Below are 20917 nucleotides of genomic sequence, written 5' to 3' on the forward strand. Positions count from 1 at the left end.
TTTGACCTGTTTTGGCTGAACATTTTCTGTACAATTATTTTTCAGAGAACTTTTTGGAACAGAGATTGTTTATGTAATGTCATGAGATTCTTTAACAGTCCTCATGAGTTTATCTAAAAAACATATCTAAAAATTAAACGTTATGGGAAATTTACTTTATTTAGTAGCAGTAGTATTGGTGATCCTATGGGTCATAGGCTTCTTCTTTCATGGTTTCGGTCCGAATGTAGGAAACTTAATTCATGTTCTTCTGGTGATTGCTGTCATCGCAATTCTGTTGAAAGTCATCAATAGAGCGTCATAATCACCACTTTATATAAAAAGAAAGGCTCCTGATATCAGGAGCCTTTCTTTTTATATAACAATGCAATTTCGAGGTCTTCAGGGTAAGTGATTTTTAGGTTCTCCCGGGTCCCTTCAATAATGTTGATCGTAAAACCGGAATATTCGGCAACAGAAGCATCATCTGTAAATTCATTTCTGAAGGGTTGCTGATATGCTTTCCTTAGTATTTCTGTGGTAAAGGTCTGTGGAGTCTGAATGAGCAGCAGTTCGTTCCGGTTTAAAGCTTCGGTCTTTCCATCTGGACCAATCCTCCTGACCGAATCTGTAGGCGCAATACCTGCAACTGCGCTACCTTGCGCTTCGGCGGCTTCAAAAGACCTTAAAATTAACTCCAGACTAACCAGTGGCCTGACTGCATCATGTACTGCAACGATGCCTTTGCCTTTAATGGCCTTAAGACCGTTTTTAACGGAGTGAAACCGCTGTTCCCCACCTTTGATGAGCTGGTGTGGTATGGTGAAGCTGTGGGCCCTGCAAAGCTCTTCCCAGTATTGGTGCTGGTGGATGTTCAGCACGAGCAATAGTTCGGGCTGCAAAGGACATGCTGCAAAAGCTTCCAGGGTGTGCATCAATATCGGTTTCCCATCCAGCAGTAAAAACTGTTTGGCAACGACATTCTGCATTCTGCTCCCGGATCCACCTGCGACAATAATTGCGTAGTACTTCATTTATGATCTTCTTTAAAACAAAAATAGGAGATCTAAACCATATTGGTTCAAAATCTCCTATTCAATGTTTTATATTTTGAAATTAGATGATCAACATCGCATCTCCATAACTGTAGAAGCGGTATTTTTCTTTCAGTGCTACTTCATAAGCATTTCTCACGTAATCGTAACCACCAAATGCACTTACCATCATCAGTAATGTTGATTCCGGAGTGTGGAAGTTAGTGATCATAGAGTTTGCAATGCTGAAATCATATGGAGGGAAGATAAACTTGCTGGTCCAGTCGTTTGCCGGTTTAAGCATTCTTCCTGAAGAAACAGCCGACTCAATCGCACGCATAGAAGTGGTACCTACGGCACAGATCCTTCTTTTTTCTTCAATTGCCTTGTTTACAATATCCGCATCTTTCTGCTCAATAATGAATTGCTCAGAATCCATTTTGTGTTTTGTTAAATCTTCCACCTCTACAGATCTGAAAGTACCTAAGCCTACGTGTAAAGTTACCTCAGCGAAGTTAATACCTTTCAGTTCCAGACGTTTCATCAACTCTCTGCTGAAGTGTAAACCTGCAGTAGGAGCAGCAACAGCACCTTCATGCTTTGCAAAAATCGTTTGATAACGTTCTTTATCCTGTGCAGTAGCCTTACGCTTGATATATTTTGGAAGTGGAGTTTCTCCCAGAATTTCGATGTTCTTTCTGAACTCCTCGTCAGTACCGTCAAATAAGAAACGGATGGTACGTCCACGTGAAGTGGTATTGTCAACAACCTCTGCAACCAACAAATCGTCATCGCCGAAGTATAGCTTGTTTCCAACACGGATTTTACGTGCAGGATCTACTAAAACATCCCATAAACGCAATTCTTTATTTAATTCTCTTAATAAAAAGACCTCAATAGTTGCACCTGTCTTCTCCTTATTACCGTATAAACGGGCAGGGAAAACTTTGGTATTGTTTAAAATCATGACATCCTTGTCATCAAAATAACTCAAAACATCCTTGAATATTTTATGTTCAATTTTGCCACTATCTTTATGCAAAACCATTAAACGGGCTTCGTCCCTATGTTCTGAAGGATTATTGGCAACTAATGATTCAGGGAGATTAAACTTAAATTGAGATAACTTCATATTTTTCGATGTGATAATTAAGGGCGCAAATTTAAGAAATATAATTTTCTTTTTCATTAGAATCTATTTTTCTTTTAATGGTTATGAAGCTATCATCAGCATTCTCAGTTTTTTTTAAGCGGTATGCTAATGATGGTGTCATTGGAGAACAAGCCAGAATTGTATTTTTTATATTATATAGGATTTTGCTGTAACCTTTTTAAGTACTTTTGGTCTAACCCTCAATTATGATTATTTTCAGACTAATAGGCGAAAGTTTTCGGTTTGCATTAGATGCACTGCGCCAGAACAAAATGCGGACAATGCTCTCCCTATTAGGGATTACCATCGGTATTTTTACGATCATTTTCGTTTTCTCTGCCGTGGATACCCTCCGGAGTAAACTGCAGGCCAGTATCGATAAACTAGGTTCAAGTACCGTTTTCGTGCAAAAATGGCCTTGGGGTGGTTTCGGTGACTACCCATGGTGGAAATACATGAACAGACCCGAAGCCTCTTTAAGAGATTATGAAGGTCTTAAAGATCGATTGGAATACGTAGAAGGCGTATCTTACGAAATCTCTGCCAACGGTAGAACAATAAAATACAGAAGTAACTCCGTAGAAGGTGGTGGAATCAGAGCCGCTTCTCAGGATTTCAATAAAACATGGAACCTCGATTTTCAGGAAGGACGATACTTTACCGATAACGAAGGTAAATCAGGATCCCCGGTGATCATCATTGGTGCCGACATCGCCGAAGGCCTTTTTAACGGACAACCCGCAATTGGTAAATCGATTACGGTAATGGCCAGAAGGCTAACCGTTGTTGGCGTATTTAAGAAAGAAGGAGAGGATATGATGGGCATGTCCCAGGATAAAAACATCCTCATCCCGCTTAATTTTGCCAAAGGTATTATGGATGTCGAAAGTGAACGTTACGATCCGACCATCACCGTAAGGGGAAAGGATTACATCGCCCTGGAAGAAGTAGAAAGCGAGATCAGAGGTGCCATGAGGGCCATCCGCAGAACCAAACCAGGTGCTGAAGATGATTTTGCCTTGAATAAAAGTACCATTGCCTCCAATCAGCTGGATCAGATGTTCGGTGTGGTAGATATCGCAGGATGGGTAATCGGTGGTTTCTCGATCCTTGTCGGCGGATTTGGAATTGCAAATATCATGTTCGTATCAGTGAAGGAAAGAACCAATATCATTGGAATTCAGAAATCATTGGGTGCCAAGAATTATTTCATACTCCTGCAGTTTCTGTTTGAAGCGATCGCACTCTGCCTGTTGGGAGGTGCATTAGGGTTGTTACTCGTCTATTTATTGACTTTAGCATTGACAGCCGGTGGGTTTGAAATGATCCTGTTCTGGAAGAATGTGATGCTAGGGGTGACGATATCGGTAGTGATTGGTACGATTTCAGGGTTCTGGCCAGCGTTTTCGGCATCACGACTGGACCCTGTTGAAGCGATCCGCTCCTAACGAAATCCTGCTCCCTCTTCGATAAAAAAAAAGAGCATATTCTTCAAAGGCTGAAATCTTTTGCACGCTGAAGGGCGGCAAAATTTTCTAGGCCTTTTCAGTACATGCTCTTTTTTTTTATCGAAGAAATATTGCACAGATTTGTTACTCGCTCCACTGACGAGCCTCGACCCCTGCAGACATAGCCGGGATGCTTTTTTCTATTCGTTTTGTGAATTTGTATTGTTCTTTGAGAGATATGCCGTTGCATCATGCGATGGAGCAATCATTGTTTCAGATCAAAATGTCCATTTGCTTTGAAGACATTCGAATATTTGCCCTTCAGCAAAGATTCGGGGATGAAAAGGAGATGGATATTTTGATCAACACTTAATTTCTCCTGCAAGAGAAACTAAATGAACGCAGCTTGAAAGATCAAACTAAATGGGCAGAGCTTAAATAGAAAAAGGCCGGTTCCTTTAAAGAAACCGGCCTTTTCGATATGTTAACGTGATAACTAGCTTAATTTTTCTAAAGCAGCTTTGATTCTTGAAACGGCATCTCTCAATTTATCTTCTGCAGCAGCATAAGAAATTCTGATACAATCCTCGTTTCCAAAAGCTTCACCAGTAACGGTAGATACATGAGCCTCATTTAACAGGTATAGACAAAGGTCTTCTGCATTGCTGATCTTGTAATCGCCAGTGCTGGTACCGAAGTAAGCTTTTACTTCAGGGAAGAAATAGAATGCACCGTCGGGAAGGTTTACTTTGATGTTAGGGATTTCTGTAAGCAAAGCGTAAACGATGTCTCTGCGGCTTTTGAATTCCTGTACCATAGCATTTACAGTTTCCAATCCACCCTGGTATGCGGCTAATGCAGCACGTTGAGCGATAGAAGACGTTCCTGAAGTGATCTGACCCTGCATTTTATCGCAGGCATTGGAAAGTTCTTTGTTGGCAGCCATATAACCTACACGCCATCCGGTCATTGCATAGGATTTTGAGAATCCGTTGATCAGGACTACTCTGTCTTTTATTGAGTCAAATTCAGCGATGGAAGCATGTTTGCCTACAAAGTTGATGTGCTCATAAATCTCATCAGAGATGATGTAGATGTTTGGATATTTCTCGAAAACTGCAACCAGGTCGGCAAGTTCTTCTTTGCTGTATACTGATCCTGTAGGGTTACAAGGAGAAGAGAACATGAACACCTTGGTTTTTGGGGTGATTGCTGCTTCTAATTGTGCACCTGTGATTTTGAAGTTGTTTTCTACTGTGGCATTGATGAATACGGTTTCACCTTCTGCAAGTTTGATCATTTCTGAATAGGAAACCCAGTAAGGAGTAGGTACAATGACCTCTTCTCCAGGGTTTACCAGGCACATTACGGCGTTGGCTAAGGATTGTTTGGCACCTGTAGATACGACAATCTGATCGAAGCTGTAGTTCAATCCATTTTCTCTCAATAACTTTTCGGCAATGGCCTTACGTAATTCCGGATACCCTGAAACAGGAGTATAGTAGGAGTAGTTTTCGTCAACAGCGGTCTTCGCTGCTTCCTTAACAAATTCAGGCGTGAAGAAATCCGGCTCACCGAAGCTCAGATTGATTACATCTATCCCTTTTGCGGATAGTTCTCTGCCTAACTTAGCCATTTTAATGGTCTGTGACTCTGAAAGGTTATTGATTCTTTTGGATAAAAATGTCATAATAATTTGTGCGCAAGCAAATATAATTTTGTGAGATAGCAAATATAGAAACCTAACCGAATTTTAAACTAAAAAAAATACTTTTTAATATAATTTCCTTGTTAAAATGTACTTTTGACGGCTAAACTCTGTCAATTGCTACCTCAGAAAAAAGCCATACTCGTTTCCCTGTGCATTAGTGTACTATTAATGCTTGCAAAATTTGCGGCATATTTCATGACACACTCCAATGCCATACTTACGGATGCTGCAGAGAGCATTGTGAATGTACTCGCCAGTGGCTTTGCATTTTACAGCATTTATTTAGCCACTTTGCCGAAGGATGAAAACCACCCTTATGGGCATGGTAAGGTAGAATTCTTCTCTGCTTTTGTGGAGGGAGTGCTCATTGCCCTTGCCGGGCTGATCATTGTTTTTAAATCCGGTTATGACCTTTTATTTCCAAAACAAATCACCCAGTTGTTTGAAGGGGCAACGATCATCGGAGCAACAGGACTGATCAATCTGCTGGTTGGTTTTTACCTGATCAATACCGGAAAGAAACACCGCTCCATTACATTGGAAGCAGATGGGAAACACCTCATGACGGATGCCATTACCAGCGCCGGACTCGTTGTCGGAATTGTACTGATTCAACTGACTAAGATCTACTGGCTGGATAGTGTGATCTCTATTTTACTCGGATTATATATCATTTTTAACGGGTATAAGCTCACCAGACGTTCGGTGGGTGGACTGATGGACGAAAGTAATGTAGAACTCGTAAAGGACATTGTCTGCATTTTACAGGAGAACAGGCATGATGCCTGGATTGATGTCCATAACCTCCGTGCGCAGCAGTATGGGGCTGATCTTCATATCGATTGCCATATTACCCTGCCTTATTATCTGGACCTGGTTAAGGTTCATCAGGAAATCTCTGATATTGATAAACTGATCAATGGTAAGGCAGAACATAAAACGGAACTATTTATTCATGCCGATCCTTGTTTGCCGGAGTGTTGTAATTATTGCAACATGAAGGAATGCCATGTGAGGTCGGAAGATTTTAATAAAGAAATTGCCTGGACGGTAGATAATGCAACTAAAAACAAAAAACATTTCCAATGAGCTATTTTAACGTAAGGGTATACGGACTTCTGATTAATGGGGAGCAACAGGTACTGATCAGTGATGAGCAGTCGGGAGGCAGGATTTTCAGCAAGTTTCCTGGTGGCGGACTGGAATTAGGGGAAGGCCTGATCGATGCGTTGAAAAGAGAGTTTATCGAAGAGTGTAATGCAGAGATTGAAGTCCTGGAACATTTTTATACAACGGATTTTTACGAGAAATCCTCTTTTAATGACAGCCAGATTTTAAGTATTTATTATATCGTAAAGGCCCTTCATCCATTGCAGCTGAACTTTAAATCAGAAGTATTCGATTTTGATGAGGATAGCCTGCAGTCTTTCAGATGGGTGGACCTTGCGGCGCTTAAACCAGAGGATGTTACTTTTAAAACGGATCAGACAGTAGTAGAGCTGCTGACCATTAAACCAACAACATGAGCTTAACAGAACGGGATCAGAAAGTCATCTGGCATCCTTACACACAAATGAAGAATGCCTTGCCACATATCCCTGTTGTCAGGGGAGAAGGTGTTTATTTGTTTGATGAAGATGGGAAGAAATATATAGACGCGGTTTCAAGCTGGTGGGTAAATATCCATGGGCATGCACATCCGCATATTGCCAAAAAAGTAGCAGAACAGCTGAGTGTTCTGGAACATGTGATCTTTGCCGGATTTACACACGAGCCCGCAGTGCAACTGGCAGAACGTTTACTGGAATTGCTTCCTGGTGATCAGGAGAAGGTTTTTTATACAGACAACGGCTCTACTGCGGTAGAGGTAGCCCTGAAAATGTGCCTTCAGTTCTGGTCTAATACCGGACACAAAGGACGTACAAAAATCATTGCTTTTAAAGAAGCTTACCATGGCGATACCTTCGGGGCCATGTCTGTGAGCGGGCGCAGTATTTTTACTGATCCTTTTAATTCTTTGCTGTTTGATGTGGAGTTTATTGACCTGCCTACAGAAAAGAATATAGAACAGCTCAAGTCCAAGATCAATTACCTGAGCAATGAAGTAGCTTGTTTTATCTTCGAACCGATGGTGCTTGGTGCCGGAGGGATGCTGATGTATGAGGCACAATACCTGGATCAGCTCATTGAAACTTGTCAGAAGCACGGAATTTTAACCATTGCCGATGAAGTGATGACGGGTTTCGGACGCACAGGGACTTATTTTGCCTGCGAAACGCTGCAGACCAAACCAGATATTTTCTGCCTTTCCAAAGGACTTACCGGAGGTACCATGCCGCTGGGAGTAACCACCTGTAACCAAAAGATCTTCGATGCTTTTTTAAGTGATGACAAGCTGAAGACTTTATATCATGGACATTCTTTTACGGCAAATCCTGTCGCCTGTGCCGCTTCTCTGGCCAGTCTGGATATCCTGCTGAAACCGGAAACGCTGGCCAATATTCAAAGGATAAAGGCTAAAAATGAAGGCTTTGCGGAACTGATCAGGGAACATCCTAAGGTTCGTAATGTCCGTCAGACGGGAACAATCCTGGTACTGGAGTGGGAAACCGGAAATGATACTTCTTATTTAAGCGGACTCAGGAACCAATTGTACCTTTACTTTTTAGAAAGAGGCATCATTTTAAGGCCTCTGGGGAACATTCTTTATATTTTACCTCCATACATCATCAGTGATGAAGATCTGGAGTATATTTACCAAACTATTCAACAAGCATTAAACGATATATAAACATGGAAATCAAAGCGATTCTGGAAAATATAGTGAGTGATCATCAATTGCATGCCAAATGGTTAAATACCTTGTCATATATGGAGAATGCAGGTGCAAAGAAAATCTCTGCTTCCGAGCATAAGGAACAGGTAAACCTGATTATTCTGAAACATGCAGCCGAGGAACATCGCCACGCTTATTATTTGAAGAAACAACTCGATAAGCTGGATGGCGATATGTGTAAAACCTATACCAATGAGGAACTGCTGGCTCCCAACCATACCAAGTTTTATTTAAACGCATTGGATGTGGCGGTTTGCCGTTACCTGAAACAACATTTCAACTTATCAGGTTATGAATTGAAGTTTGGTGCTTATTTATTCGTGACCTATGCCATTGAAGTCCGTGCAGATGAGTTGTATCCGATTTATCAGGATGTGCTTACCGAAGCAGGAAGTAAAGTTAATGTCAAGTCGATCATATTGGAAGAAGAAGGACACCTGGAAGAAATGTTGAACCAGCTGAAAACATTCTCTCCGGATTGGGAAGAACATGCGAACCTGGTGATCAAAATCGAACAGGATATGTTTAGCGACTGGATGCAGGGATTGGCCTTGCAGACCGGAGTTGCTGCACCACTAACGAACTAATTACTGCCCTGGTAGCAGTTAAACCGCAATAATACCCGAAGGAGTGATCGCATAAAAGCGGTCATTCTTTTCAGGTTGTATCCGGCTTAAGCCCGTAAAAGCACTGAATGCCGGAAGCACAGCATGGTGTTCTCCAAAATAAAAACAGGGGAGATTTAACCTTTGTCTTGCTTTTCCATATATCGTTACTCCCGGATGTATATGTCCGGAAATGGTATAATACTCATCTTTCTCCAATGATTTCGGCTGCTCGTGGATCAAACGAAAAGGGGCGGAAATCAGCTCTCGCGGAATCAGGTCAATGTTTAAAGATTGATATTCCTGGCTTTTCAACAGGTCGTGGTTTCCTTTGATCAGTGATATTTTTAATCCACCAAATTTCTTCCTCCACTCGGAAAACAGCGTTACATCGCTATTGATTTTATGATGAAACATGTCTCCTGTGATAACCAGGGTTTTAGGATCATAAAATCCGATCAGCTTTCCCAGTCTTTCCAGGTCATCATTCCCAATATTTGCCGGTACCTGAATGCCATGTTTGCGGAAATGCGCAGATTTTCCGATATGAAGATCGCTGATGATCAGCATCTCCTTTGCAGGCCAGTAGATGGCCCTTTCCTTGTTCAATATCAATTCTTCTCCGTTACAGCTGATGGTCATTCTTCTTTCTTGATTTTAGATGCGGCGGACGCATTTTCTGATCTGCTTCGGCAGTCATTCTTTCGATGCGTTGGCCCAGTTCTTCTGTGCTCATGTTTTCCCTCAGGCTGTCTACCTTAATCGGGAAACAGAGGGGGGTGTAACTTTCTGCTTTTACCAGGATAATTTTACTGAGTTGAATGCGCTGTAAGGCGGCAAGTAATCTCGGTTCTTCAATCTGCTGATAAAAGGCTTCATCATAAGCCTGACGCAATAATAAATTATGTGGATCATAATCACTAAAAACATTGAAAAATAATGCAGCAGAGGATTGCAAATGTTTGTTTGCAGTGTATTTACCAGGAAATCCCTGAAATACCAATCCCGAGATGCAGGCAATATCCCTGAATTTACGTTTCGCCATTTCTGTGGAGTTGATGCTGCCTACGATGTCTTCTCCCAGGTTTGCCGGACTGAACAATTCTTTGATGTTTGCTTCATCCAGGGGAATGGGATATTCACTCAGCAGCTCGAAACCATAATCGTTCATGGCAATGGAGAAGCTGATTGGGGTCTGCCGGCTGAGCCTGAAAGCAATCAGTGCGGCCATCACTTCGTGGACCTGCCTGCCTTCAAATGGATAGGCAAAAAAGTGGTAGCCATCTTTGGTATGGATCAGCTCAATCAGGAATTCATCACTTTTTGGAACATGGGAAACTTTTGCTTGTCGCTCGAAAAGGGGGAGGATGATGTCCAGTTCTTCATCCTGGTGGTTTTTCTCCAGCGTTTCATTGTATTTTTTTCTGAGGATACTGCCCAGATTGGCACTAAGGGAGATTCTTCCTCCCATCCAGCTAGGGGTGATGGCACTTTTCTTTTTGCTGCGCCTTACCAGCGCAGTCATCTCTTTGACCATGATAAATTCCAGGACCCTTCCCGCCAGGGTAAAGCTATTGCCGGCTTTGAGTTTGGAGATAAAGGATTCTTCTACCATGCCGATAAATCCACCGCCAAGGTATTTTACCTTGAGCATAGGGTCGCTGACAATCGTTCCGATATGCAGGCGGTGCCGCATGGCGATCTGCCGGCTCTCCACTTTCCAGAGTCCCTCTTTTTTCAGCACTTTGCTGAATTCGGTATAGGCTGTCAGACTGTCGCCACCAGTGGTGATGAATTGCATGATCCATCCCCATTCTGAAGGGAGCAATTCACTAAACGCATGTGTTTCTTTGACTTCTCTATAGATCTTCTGATCGTCAAAACCATCACCAACAGCCAAAGTAACCAGGTATTGGACAAGGGTGTCAAAAGCCATCACTACCGGATCTCTGCTTTCTATTTGCTGGGTTTTTGCGGCTTCCTTGATCGCTGCTGCTTCCACCAGTTCCAGGGCATGGGTAGGTAAGAAATAAATAACTGAAGTTTCATGAGGGGAGTGCCCACTACGGCCTGCACGTTGTAAAAACCGGGCTACGCCTTTGGGAGAGCCAATTTGTACGACGGTGTCTACCGGTTTAAAATCTACACCCAGATCCAGGGATGAAGTACTGATCACGGCCTTAAGGATGCCGGAATGCAGGGCATCTTCGATCCAGTTGCGCAGTTCGAAGTCGATTGAGCCATGGTGGATGGCGATCTGTCCTGCCAGGTTTTCGTCCAGGTTAAGCAAGTTCTGATACCATAATTCCGCCTGTCCGCGGGTATTGGTAAAGATGAGGGTGGTTTTGCTTTTATGGATGATGGGTAAAAGCTTATGGGCCAGTTTATGTCCGAGGTGTCCTGCCCAGGGAAGCATGTCGATATGGTCGGGCAGGATAGATTTGATCTTGATTTTCTTTTCTATATCTGCTTTGATGATGATTTTAAATACCTCTGGATAGGGGACGAGCACCTCTAAAGCCTGCTCCATATTTCCGATTGTTGCAGAGATCCCCCATATTCTGAGTAGCCTTTCCGGATGTTTTTCCTGCACAATACCCCTGATTCTGGAGATGGCCAGTTCGGCCATTACTCCACGTTTACTCCCCATCAGTTCATGCCATTCATCGGCAACAATGCATTGCAGGTGATGGAAATGTGTAGCTGTGTTTTTTTGTGCCAGGAGCAGGTGCATACTTTCAGGAGTAATGATCAGCACTTCCGGCATTTGCTTTTTCTGTTTCAGTTTTTCAGCGGCACTGGTATCCCCATTTCTGACCGATACCTGCCAGTCGAGCTCCAGTTCTGCACATACTTCCCGCATTGCGCGGGCAAGGTCTTTGGCTAAAGCGCGCAGGGGAGTGATCCAGATCAGCTTTAATCCGGTATCTGCTTTCTTCTTTTTTGACGCGATGCCTTTCTTTTCCGTGCGGCTGTTCAATTCTTCAATCACTACGGCCAGGAAAAGAGAAAATGTCTTTCCAAATCCGGTAGGGGCATTGACCAATCCGCAATAGCCCTCCGCATAATATTGCCAGGCATCAGTTTGAAAGCGGAAAGGTTTTTTTCTGCTCAACTTCAGCCATTTGATCACCTGTTTATATCCTTTGCTGGTTTCTATACCCATATTTTTGTTCAATACCACCGTATTTATTTCTTAACCCTGGTCTTTAGGCAGACTACTTCTTTTCTGCATCAAAAATTCTCTGCTGATTTATAAAGTCGAATGTAACAATTGCTTTAAATCTTCCAACGTATTGATTTCTGCAGCTTTTTTATCCTTTCTCCATCTGGCAATTCTGGGGAAACGCAGCGCAAGACCAGCTTTATGGCGTTTGCTTTCTGCAATTCCTTCAAAGGCAATCTCAAACACCAGTTCCGGCTTTACCGTACGGACAGGGCCAAATTTCTCAATGGCATTTTTCTTTACAAAAGCATCCACCTCTTTGATTTCCTGATCGCTGAGTCCGGAATAGGCTTTTGCGATGGTGATCAGCTGATCGCCATCACGAACGGCAAAAGTATAATCTGTGAAAAAGTTCGCTCTTCGGCCACTGCCTTTTTGCGCATAGATCATTACGGTGTCTACCGTATAGGGGTTGATCTTCCATTTCCACCAATCGCCTCTTTTTCTGCCGCTATGGTACAGGGAATCCAGTTTTTTAAGCATCAGGCCTTCACTGTTGTTTGACCTGGAATCTGCTCTGAGCAGCGCAAGGGCTTCCCAGGAGCCGACTTCGATAGTGGGGGAGATGACTACTATTCCTTCAGTCTTAATGGTTTTAATGACTTCTGTTAATTGTTTGCGGCGGATGGCTAAAGTTTCTCCTCTTTGATCCATCCCTTTAAGCTCCAGCAGATCATAACCGTAAAAAGCAACCGGCGCGTTTGCCAATTGCCCTTTGGAAATGGTTTTCCGGTTCAGGCGCTGCTGGAGGACAGAGAAAGACTGCACTTTTCCATCTTTAACAGAAAGAATCTCTCCATCCAGAACGGTTCCGTCTTCCAGTTCATCTGCGAGAAAATGAAGCTCAGGAAACTGATCGGTGACCAGTTCTTCTCCTCTCGACCAGATGAACAGTTCTCCGCCACGCTTCACGATTTGTCCGCGGATGCCGTCCCATTTCCATTCTGCCTGCCAGTCTTTAACATCTCCTAAAGATTCTGGTTCATTGTCCAATGCGTAAGCCAGACAAAAAGGATAAGGCCAGGAGCGGTCGGTATCTACATGTGCCCCTCCGATAAGGTCCTGATAGCTGATTTCATCAGGTTTCCATTTTCCCATAATGCTGTGCATGATTTTATTGCTTTCTGTATGGCTTTGTTTTGCCAATGCATTGACCAGCATTTTATTGGAAACACCAATCCTGAAATTACCGGAAATGAGCTTGTTAAAAACGAATCTTTCCTGCATATCCAGGCTATCCCAGGCATCGGTAATGAACTTCTTTTTAACTTCGTCGCTTTGTCCGTTTAAATCCCCAAGGGCCCTGATCCATTGGTGCAAGGGGAGGTCGGTCGTTCTGCCCGGAGGAGGAAGGATCAGTGCAATGGTTTCGCTGAGGTCACCCACACTGTGGTAACTCTCCGCAAATAACCAGGCAGGAACTCCACTGAGTTCGGTTGCCCATTCCTTGATCAGGGACGTACTTACCGGTCGGCGGGGTCTTTTGCCAGTGAACATGGCAATCACATAAGGCTTGTCCAGGTCCTCTGCCTCCTCAAAATAACGGACTAAGGCAGCGATCTTATCGTTGGTTTTATTGCTCATTTCAAGCTGAGCGATGAGTGCTGTAAAACGTTTCAATCTGCCTCCTCCTTTATTGCCGGGTTTTCCGGAGCGCTGATGGCCGTTTCATCATCCTCGGTTCCGTATTGCGTTTTCACTTCTTCTGCCTGGATTCCGATTTCATTCAGGTATTTTGAAAAGGTGGCTGTAAAACCATGTGTCACAAAAATCTTTTCTGCTCCGGTAGCTTTGATTGCAGAAAGCAATCCCGGCCAGTCGGCATGGTCGCTCAGGGCGAATCCCGCATCGGCACTTCTCCACCTTCTTCCCGCCCTGACCTGCATCCATCCTGAGCAAACGCCTGTTGCAGCCTGCTGAAGTGTCTTTATCCAGCGTCCATCGGCGAGGGCAGGGGGAACAATCACTATTCCTTTCTGCAATTCTTCCTTCCGGATGTCGGGACTGATTCTGATCGTTTCCGGCAGCGCTACACCGGCCTGTATAAAAGCATCGTTCAGGTTGGCAATAGATGAATGTACATAGATCGGGCGGTCAGCTTCGCTAAGCCCCTTGATCAGTCGCTGTGCCTTTCCAAGGCTATATGCAATCAGTACACTGGTTTTCTGTTGTTCCTGATTGCTGTGGGCCCAGTTGTTGATCTGGTCAAAAATAACCTGTTGAGGGAGCCATTTGTAAATGGGCAGGCCAAAGGTACTTTCTGAGACAAAAGTATGGCATTTGACAGGCTCAAAAGCGGTGCTGATCCCATCGTATTCTACTTTATAATCCCCGGAAACTACTGTCACTTCTCCCTTGTATTCCAGTCTGATCTGTGCAGAGCCGATCACATGACCCGCAGGAAACATGCTCAGTGATACCCCATTAATGGTGATTTCTTCCCCATAAGCAAGGGTTTGTATATGAAGCTCAGGACCTAAGCGTTGTAGAAGGATAGGTTTGGTAAGTTCATGGCATAAGTAAGCCTGGTTTCCCCATTTTACATGGTCTGCATGGCCATGAGTGGTTACCGCAAGTTTTACAGGTTGCCATGGGTCGATGTAAAAATCACCTTGTTTGCAATATATGCCCTTATTTGTAAATCTGATTAAAGCCATCAGATCATCAACAAAACCGGGGCTATAAAGTTTGATGAGGTATTTTGCAAAGTCTCAACAGATGTACATATATTTACAACATCCATATACTCAATTTTTTATGCCTTATACCATTAGAGTTGTACTGATACTTTTGTTCCTAGTCCTGTTTCAACATTCAAATGCCCAGACGAAAAGAACGGTAAATGGAAATGTCACTGATGCAAAAACCGGAGAAACCCTGATAGGTGCCAGTGTTAAGCTAACAGGGCCTGTTTCTGCCGGTGGAATCACGAATGCTTACGGCTTTTATTCCCTTAATGTGACCGATGGAAGTTATGAGGTTTCTGTTAGTTTTATAGGCTATAGAACCATCCTTCAAAAAGTCGAACTCAGTAAAGACATCAGGTTGAATTTTACACTGGAAGAAGACAATCAGCTGGACGAGGTGGTGATTTCTGCAACCAAAAAAAATGAAAATGTAAGCAGTCCGCAAATGGGACTACAAAAGATCAATGTCCGGGAGATCAACAATGTTCCGGTCTTACTCGGTGAGCGTGATGTGCTGAAAACCCTGCAATTGCTACCGGGAATAAAGTCAGCAGGAGAGGGAAACAGCGGTTTTTATGTGCGTGGTGGATCTACAGATCAGAACCTGATTCTGCTGGATGAGGCACCGGTGTACAATGCTTCCCATTTACTGGGTTTCTTCTCTACCTTTAACTCCGATGCGATCAAGGATGTGAGCGTTTATAAAGGAGGGATGCCTGCACAATATGGCGGCAGACTTGCTTCTGTGCTGGACATCAAAATGAATGATGGAAACCGCAAAGAGTTTACGGCTGAAGGCGGAATCGGGCTCATCTCTTCCAGACTTAAAGTGGAAGGGCCGATCGTGAAGGATAAAGGATCTTTTATGGTCAGCGCGAGAAGAACTTATATGGATGCTTTTTTTAAGCTCTCTTCCGACAGCTCCATCAACAGCAATACCCTCTATTTTTACGATGTCAATGCCAAGGCAAACTATCAGCTGGATGATAAAAATACGCTTTACCTGTCGGGGTATTTCGGCAGGGATAAACTCGGACTGGCAGAAACATTTGGCTTCAACTGGGGAAATGCGACAGTCACCCTGCGCTGGAACCATCTGTACAGTAATAAGCTGTTCTCCAATACTTCCCTCATTTACAGCAATTACAACTATGTGATTCAGAATTTCATGGAGGAGAATAATTTTGAAGTCAACTCTTCTATTAAGGATTTTAACCTGAAACAGGATTTCGAATATGGCCTGAGCAATGACCATCAGCTGAAGTTTGGCTTAAACATCATCCATCATACCATTGCCCCTGGAAAACTTACTGCCGATGCACGTTCCAGTGTCAATGAAACCACTTATGAAAACCGTAAAGGGCTGGAATCCGCAATCTATATTTCTGATGAATGGGCGGTTAGTGAACGGTTAAACCTGGTTTACGGATTGAGGCTGAGTGGTTTTTCTTTAATGGGACCGGGGAATTTTAAAACCTATGATAAAGACGGAAATATCACTCAGACCAGATCCTATGGATCCGGTGATTTTGTGAAAAATTACCTTAACCTGGAACCAAGATTCTCTGCGAGTTATCAGTTGGACAAGAGCAGCTCCTTAAAAGGGGCATATACGAGGAACATTCAAAACATTCACCTCATGTCTAACTCTACCTCCACTTCGCCCACAGACCTCTACATCATGAACAGCAACAATGTGAAACCCGAAATTGCAGATCAGGTAGCGATGGGATATTTCAGGAATTTCAATGAGGATAAATATGAGTTTTCTGCAGAGATCTATTATAAAAAGATGCAGCATCAGATTGAATACAGAAGTGGGACGGACCTCCGGGGAAATGGAAATGTAGAAGCGGATTTGTTGTATGGGGATGGGCGTGCGTATGGAATTGAATTGTTTTTAAAAAAGAGGTTCGGAAAATTTAATGGCTGGATTGGTTATACCTATTCCAGAACCGAACGGCAGTTTGATGCGATCAATGAAGGCAAATGGTTTTATGCAAAGCAGGACAGGACCCATGACCTTTCCCTGGTCGGGATTTATAAGGCAGGTCCACGCTGGACTTTCTCTTCTGTTTTTGTATATAATACCGGAAATGCGGTCACTTATCCAAGTGGTAAATATCAGGTAAATGGAAGGACTGCCTTTTATTATAAAGAAAAGAACGGTTACCGGACTCCAGCTTACCATCGTCTGGATGTGGCAGCCACTTTGGAAGGTAAACCTGGAAAAAAACTGCAGTCGAGCTGGTCTTTTGGAATTTATAATTTGTATAACCGTCAGAATCCCTTTTCCATTGATTTTAAGGATGATCCGGACGATAAGACCAGGACCCAGGTGGTCAGAACAACTTTATTTGGCATTATTCCTTCGGTAACCTGGAATTTTAAATTTTAAAAGGATGAATTTGAAAAAATATATAACTGCTGTAGTTGCAATTGTTGCTTTATTCTGCCTCGGCGCCTGTGAAAAGGTGATAGACCTTAAACTGGATGAAGCAGTACCTCTCATTGTGATCGATGGGGGCATCAGTGATCAGAATGAATACCATCGGGTAAAGGTTTCACAGACCTATAGTTTCACAGAGCCGAATAAGTTTAACGGACTTACCGGTGCAAAGGTAGTATTGAAGATAGACGGAGGAGCACAGGAAATCGTCTTTAGAGAAGTGGCAGCAGGCGTGTATGAGAGTCCGGCCAAGTTTAAGGGTAAACCCGGTTCCAGTTATGAACTGACTGTCACTTATGATGGCAAAACCTATCAGGCTGTTTCTGTGATGCCTGCACGGGTAGCATTAGATTCCCTGACCTTTAAAACATTTAACTTCTTTGGGAATAACAAGAGTTATATCGTAGCAAACTTTTTAGATCCTGCCGGGATCAGCAATCAATACCGTTACATCTTGAAGGTGAAGGGCGTGGTGGAAGAAGATGCAGTGAGTGAAGACCGTTTCAATGATGGAAATAAAGTGGCAAATGTGATCTTCTACGAGCTGGATGACCTGGTAAAAGGTGATAGCGTTCTGGTAGAATTTCAATGTATAGACCGGAATGTATACCGTTATTTTTATAGCTTGGGACAAAACTCCGGACAGGGAGGACCACCGGTGGCACCTGCAAATCCGCCTACCAATTTCAGTAATGGCGCATTAGGGATATTCAACGCATACACTTCGGGTAAGAGAACTGCGGTGATCAAGTAAGCATTCCTGCAATATTTAATATTTCGGCAGACCACAACGAAACTCCAATGGCTTGTCTGCTGATGGTCACGATTGATTATTATTAATGAAACATTGTTGCAATAACTGAATTATTCTTATTTTTACGGTTAAATCATAAAACTAAGAAAATGAAAGACAGCAATCTTCTGGATGTCATTATTATAGGTGGAAGCTACGCCGGGCTTTCAGCAGGCATGACCTTAGGTCGTGCGATGCGAAAAGTGCTCATTATTGATAGTGGGAAGCCTTGCAATGCGCAAACACCTCATTCTCATAACTTCCTTACCCTTGACGGAGAAAGGCCAGCCGAAATCGCCAGAAAGGCAAAGGAACAGGTCTTGGCTTACCCAACAGTTAGTTTCCGGAATGACCTGGTCATCTCGGCCAAAAAACCAGATGGATTTTTTGAGCTTACAACTGCATCAGGGGAAATGTTCAGCGCCAGAAAGCTTTTATTTACAACAGGCGTAAAGGACCTGATGCCAGACATCAAAGGTTTTGCTGCCTGCTGGGGAATCTCAGTGATCCACTGTCCGTATTGTCACGGTTACGAAGTCCGCCATCAGAAGACTGCAGTGCTGATCAATGGAAATGATGCCTTTCATTTTGCTCAGATCCTCAGCAACTGGACCAAAGAACTGGTTTTATTTACCAATGGGCCAATTACTCTGGATACTGAACAACAGGAGCAATTGAAAAAAAATAACATTCAATGGATTGAAACACCAGTCGGCCGTTTATTACATACAGATGGACAGTTGAAAAGCATTGTATTATCAGATGGGGAGGAGCATTCCTTTTCGGTGATGTATGCCCGGATTCCTTTTGAACAGCACAGCAGCATTCCACAGGAATTAGGCTGCAAACTCAATGAGCAGGGCTATCTTGAGGTTAGCGAAATGCAACAGACCAGTGTTGCCGGTATTTATGCTGCAGGCGACAATACCACTATGGGCAGGTCGGTTGCCATTGCAGTTGCCGCTGGGGTACGTTCCGGATCGATGATCAATTATGAACTGATCATGGATTCCTGGTAATTGCAGGAAATGGTTTGAATTGTGTAACTTTGGGCTGTGTCAAAAATAGAAAGCCTCGAAGATTTTTACCGTGAAAAGTTCAACTGGCTTCCTGAAAACCTTCAGGAAGGGATCGGACATTTTAATGTTTTTAACCTGGAAAACCACCTTGGGCCTAATGCGGTTCCCGTAAAATATACCCGGAGGGACTTTTACAAGGTCTGCCTGATGCGGGGAAGAAATATTTACCATTATGCAGACAAGAGTGTTGAGATTTCGGGCTCCACGTTAATGTTTTTCAACCCGAAGGTTCCTTATACCTGGGAATGTTTAAACGACGATGGCTCCGGTTACTTCTGCATTTTTACAGATGCCTTTTTTACGGAGAAGATCCGTGGCAACCTGATGGACCTGCCGATGTTTCTTCCGGGAGGAAAACCTTCTTTTGTATTGAATGCCGATCAGGACTTTCAGGTCAGTACCCTTTTCCGGAAAATGGCGGAAGAGCTTGATTCAGATTATGTTTATAAATATGACCTCATCAGAAACTATGTGATGGAGCTGATTCATTTTGCGTTAAAGATTCAGCCGGAAGAGACCCTATATCAACATCCTGATGCCAATTCCAGAATTACCGCAGTGTTTACAGAATTGCTGGAGCGCCAGTTTCCCATAGAAACCCCACAACAGCGTTTCACGATGCGTTCGGCAACAGACTTTGCCCAACAGCTCGCGGTGCATGTAAACCACCTGAACAGGGCCATCAAAGAAACCACAGGAAAGACCACCACCATGCACATTGCCGAACGTATTGTGACCGAAGCGAAAGCTTTGCTCAGGCATACCGACTGGAACATCTCTGAGATTGGCTATTGTCTGGGATTTGAAGAAGCTGCTCATTTTAACAACTATTTTAAAAAACACACCAGATTCAATCCTTCTCAATTCAGGAATGTTTGAATTTTACAATAAATGGTTTGATTGATGTAAGGGTTTAACTCCTGATGTCCGGTAATTTTGTTTTTATAAAAACGCTAAAATTATGGACAATCAAAAAATATGGTTTGTAACAGGTGCTTCTAAGGGCTTAGGATTAAGCCTGGTAAAGAAACTCTTAAATGAAGGCTTTAAAGTCATTGCAACCTCAAGAAAACTCAATGAATTAACTGATGCAGCAGGTGCTGAGACGGCAAACTTTCTGCCTTTAGTGCTGGATCTGACAAATGAAGAAAGCATTGCTCAGGCCATTGCCTCAGGTATAGAAAGATTTGGTAAGATAGACGTAGTCGTTAACAATGCCGGATATGGTTTAACCGGAAGTCTGGAAGAGCTGAGTGACGGGGAGGCAAGAGCAAATTTCGACATCAATGTATTTGGCACCTTAAATGTCATCAGAAATGTGATGCCTCATTTTCGGGCACAACATTCCGGGCATATCTTTAACATCGCGTCGATAGGAGGATACACTGGTGGATTTCCGGGATTTGGCATTTACTGCGCCACAAAATTTGCAGTAGCCGGTTTCTCTGAATCTCTTGCTGCAGAAGCGAAACCTTTTGGGGTCAATGTAACCGTAGTTTATCCGGGTTATTTCAGGACTAATTTTCTTTCTTCAGGATCATTGTTAACTCCGGTTCATCAAATTGATGCCTATCAGGAAGTAAGGGAAATCGAAGCTGTTCATCAGAATAGTATTGATGGTAACCAGGCTGGTGATCCGGAAAAAGCTGCCGAAGCATTGATCGGTGTTGTTGCAAATGAAAACCCTCCGTTGCATTTATTCCTTGGAGCGGATGCCTATGAACGTGCGAATGAAAAAATTGCCCAGGTTCAGCAAGCGCTGGAAGAATGGAAAACAGTAACTGTGAATACCGGTTTTTAAAGCTAATGGCTGCCCTGGGGCAGCCATTATTTTGATAATTAATCTTTATCTTTAGTCATATTCTCAGGATTAAAGGATAGTAATTTGTTTTCAGAAGGGAACATTACTAACTTTAT

General features: G+C 43.2%; 18 protein-coding genes. 11 read left to right on the plus strand and 7 right to left on the minus strand.

The annotated features are described in order from the left end of the window. Nucleotides 1-142: 142 nt before the first annotated feature. Nucleotides 143-304: a lmo0937 family membrane protein gene (locus tag BUC20_RS33780; RefSeq protein WP_143166907.1), complete on the plus strand. Its 162-nt coding sequence runs from the start codon at nt 143-145 to the stop codon at nt 302-304. A 34-nt stretch (nt 305-338) separates the two neighbouring features. On the opposite strand, the gene BUC20_RS24665 is transcribed toward BUC20_RS33780, so the two are convergent. Both BUC20_RS24665 and queA read right to left on the minus strand, forming a co-directional pair. Continuing rightward, nucleotides 339-1013 carry a 2-C-methyl-D-erythritol 4-phosphate cytidylyltransferase gene (locus BUC20_RS24665; protein ID WP_073234412.1) on the minus strand — a complete coding sequence of 225 codons (675 nt, stop codon included), beginning with the start codon at nt 1011-1013 and terminating at the stop codon, nt 339-341. A gap of 82 nt (nt 1014-1095) precedes the next feature. Continuing rightward, nucleotides 1096-2145, minus strand: coding sequence for a tRNA preQ1(34) S-adenosylmethionine ribosyltransferase-isomerase QueA (queA, locus tag BUC20_RS24670; RefSeq protein ID WP_073234415.1), 1050 nt, complete (start codon nt 2143-2145; stop codon nt 1096-1098). 227 nt (nt 2146-2372) lie between these two features. On the opposite strand from queA, the gene BUC20_RS24675 reads away from it, so the two are divergent. Further along, a complete protein-coding gene (locus tag BUC20_RS24675; RefSeq protein ID WP_069380637.1) occupies nt 2373-3614 on the plus strand; it encodes an ABC transporter permease in 1242 nt (413 codons plus the stop codon). Between the two features lie 496 nt (nt 3615-4110). On the opposite strand, the gene BUC20_RS24680 is transcribed toward BUC20_RS24675, so the two are convergent. Further along, a complete protein-coding gene (locus BUC20_RS24680; protein ID WP_200801011.1) occupies nt 4111-5304 on the minus strand; it encodes a pyridoxal phosphate-dependent aminotransferase in 1194 nt (397 codons plus the stop codon). Nucleotides 5305-5439: 135 nt separating this feature from the next. Here BUC20_RS24680 and BUC20_RS24685 point away from each other — a divergent pair, with 135 nt between their 5' ends. Genes BUC20_RS24685 through BUC20_RS24700 form a run of 4 tightly spaced genes read left to right on the plus strand, consistent with a single transcriptional unit; the run spans nt 5440 to nt 8748 of the window. Continuing rightward, nucleotides 5440-6414, plus strand: a complete 975-nt coding sequence (locus BUC20_RS24685; protein ID WP_200801013.1) for a cation diffusion facilitator family transporter — start codon at nt 5440-5442, stop codon at nt 6412-6414. Further along, entirely contained in the window at nt 6411-6851 is a 441-nt protein-coding gene (locus tag BUC20_RS24690) for an NUDIX domain-containing protein (protein WP_073234419.1), read from the plus strand. The genes BUC20_RS24685 and BUC20_RS24690 overlap by 4 nt, the downstream gene beginning before the upstream one ends. Further along, the gene (gene bioA, locus BUC20_RS24695) at nt 6848-8116 is read left to right on the plus strand and encodes an adenosylmethionine--8-amino-7-oxononanoate transaminase (RefSeq protein WP_073234421.1); all 1269 of its coding nucleotides are present in this window, start codon (nt 6848-6850) and stop codon (nt 8114-8116) included. Before BUC20_RS24690 ends, bioA begins: the two co-directional genes overlap by 4 nt. Before the next feature lie 2 nt (nt 8117-8118). Beyond that, entirely contained in the window at nt 8119-8748 is a 630-nt protein-coding gene (locus tag BUC20_RS24700) for a hypothetical protein (protein ID WP_084529253.1), read from the plus strand. Between the two features lie 18 nt (nt 8749-8766). Here BUC20_RS24700 and pdeM read toward each other — a convergent pair whose 3' ends face one another. The 4 genes from pdeM to BUC20_RS24720 all read right to left on the minus strand — a co-directional run bounded on the left by pdeM (nt 8767) and on the right by BUC20_RS24720 (nt 14649). Next, the gene (gene pdeM, locus BUC20_RS24705; protein WP_073234424.1) at nt 8767-9408 is read right to left on the minus strand and encodes a ligase-associated DNA damage response endonuclease PdeM; all 642 of its coding nucleotides are present in this window, start codon (nt 9406-9408) and stop codon (nt 8767-8769) included. Next, nucleotides 9392-11932: a ligase-associated DNA damage response DEXH box helicase gene (locus BUC20_RS24710; RefSeq protein WP_073234427.1), complete on the minus strand. Its 2541-nt coding sequence runs from the start codon at nt 11930-11932 to the stop codon at nt 9392-9394. Before BUC20_RS24710 ends, pdeM begins: the two co-directional genes overlap by 17 nt. Before the next feature lie 87 nt (nt 11933-12019). Next, entirely contained in the window at nt 12020-13612 is a 1593-nt protein-coding gene (locus tag BUC20_RS24715; protein ID WP_073234431.1) for an ATP-dependent DNA ligase, read from the minus strand. Continuing rightward, nucleotides 13609-14649 carry a ligase-associated DNA damage response exonuclease gene (locus BUC20_RS24720; protein WP_073234434.1) on the minus strand — a complete coding sequence of 347 codons (1041 nt, stop codon included), beginning with the start codon at nt 14647-14649 and terminating at the stop codon, nt 13609-13611. The genes BUC20_RS24715 and BUC20_RS24720 overlap by 4 nt, the downstream gene beginning before the upstream one ends. A 100-nt stretch (nt 14650-14749) precedes the next feature. On the opposite strand from BUC20_RS24720, the gene BUC20_RS24725 reads away from it, so the two are divergent. The 5 genes from BUC20_RS24725 (at nt 14750) to BUC20_RS24745 (ending at nt 20801) form a co-directional block, all read left to right on the plus strand. Then, nucleotides 14750-17077, plus strand: a complete 2328-nt coding sequence (locus tag BUC20_RS24725; protein ID WP_073234437.1) for a TonB-dependent receptor — start codon at nt 14750-14752, stop codon at nt 17075-17077. 10 nt (nt 17078-17087) lie between these two features. Next, nucleotides 17088-17882, plus strand: coding sequence for a DUF4249 domain-containing protein (locus tag BUC20_RS24730; RefSeq protein ID WP_234994595.1), 795 nt, complete (start codon nt 17088-17090; stop codon nt 17880-17882). A gap of 149 nt (nt 17883-18031) precedes the next feature. Further along, a complete protein-coding gene (locus BUC20_RS24735; RefSeq protein WP_073234442.1) occupies nt 18032-18940 on the plus strand; it encodes an NAD(P)/FAD-dependent oxidoreductase in 909 nt (302 codons plus the stop codon). A 36-nt stretch (nt 18941-18976) separates the two neighbouring features. Continuing rightward, entirely contained in the window at nt 18977-19879 is a 903-nt protein-coding gene (locus BUC20_RS24740) for a helix-turn-helix domain-containing protein (RefSeq protein ID WP_073234445.1), read from the plus strand. A gap of 82 nt (nt 19880-19961) precedes the next feature. Beyond that, the gene (locus tag BUC20_RS24745; RefSeq protein WP_073234449.1) at nt 19962-20801 is read left to right on the plus strand and encodes an oxidoreductase; all 840 of its coding nucleotides are present in this window, start codon (nt 19962-19964) and stop codon (nt 20799-20801) included. Nucleotides 20802-20917: the final 116 nt, after the last annotated feature.

Origin of the sequence: Pedobacter caeni (genome assembly GCF_900129215.1) — a bacterium.
Classification (GTDB): Bacteria; Bacteroidota; Bacteroidia; order Sphingobacteriales; family Sphingobacteriaceae; genus Pedobacter; species Pedobacter caeni.

Bases quoted from the DNA above. Each gene is read 5' to 3' on its own strand.
- BUC20_RS24700 (WP_084529253.1), top strand. From the start codon at position 8,119: ATGGAAATCAAAGCGATTCTGGAAAATATAGTGAGTGATCATCAATTG.
- BUC20_RS24710 (WP_073234427.1), bottom strand. From the start codon at position 11,932: ATGGGTATAGAAACCAGCAAAGGATATAAACAGGTGATCAAATGGCTG.
- BUC20_RS33780 (WP_143166907.1), top strand. From the start codon at position 143: ATGGGAAATTTACTTTATTTAGTAGCAGTAGTATTGGTGATCCTATGG.
- BUC20_RS24680 (WP_200801011.1), bottom strand. From the start codon at position 5,304: ATGACATTTTTATCCAAAAGAATCAATAACCTTTCAGAGTCACAGACC.
- BUC20_RS24745 (WP_073234449.1), top strand. From the start codon at position 19,962: ATGGACAATCAAAAAATATGGTTTGTAACAGGTGCTTCTAAGGGCTTA.
- pdeM (WP_073234424.1), bottom strand. From the start codon at position 9,408: ATGACCATCAGCTGTAACGGAGAAGAATTGATATTGAACAAGGAAAGG.
- BUC20_RS24690 (WP_073234419.1), top strand. From the start codon at position 6,411: ATGAGCTATTTTAACGTAAGGGTATACGGACTTCTGATTAATGGGGAG.
- bioA (WP_073234421.1), top strand. From the start codon at position 6,848: ATGAGCTTAACAGAACGGGATCAGAAAGTCATCTGGCATCCTTACACA.
- BUC20_RS24665 (WP_073234412.1), bottom strand. From the start codon at position 1,013: ATGAAGTACTACGCAATTATTGTCGCAGGTGGATCCGGGAGCAGAATG.
- queA (WP_073234415.1), bottom strand. From the start codon at position 2,145: ATGAAGTTATCTCAATTTAAGTTTAATCTCCCTGAATCATTAGTTGCC.
- BUC20_RS24735 (WP_073234442.1), top strand. From the start codon at position 18,032: ATGAAAGACAGCAATCTTCTGGATGTCATTATTATAGGTGGAAGCTAC.
- BUC20_RS24675 (WP_069380637.1), top strand. From the start codon at position 2,373: ATGATTATTTTCAGACTAATAGGCGAAAGTTTTCGGTTTGCATTAGAT.
- BUC20_RS24720 (WP_073234434.1), bottom strand. From the start codon at position 14,649: ATGGCTTTAATCAGATTTACAAATAAGGGCATATATTGCAAACAAGGT.
- BUC20_RS24725 (WP_073234437.1), top strand. From the start codon at position 14,750: ATGCCTTATACCATTAGAGTTGTACTGATACTTTTGTTCCTAGTCCTG.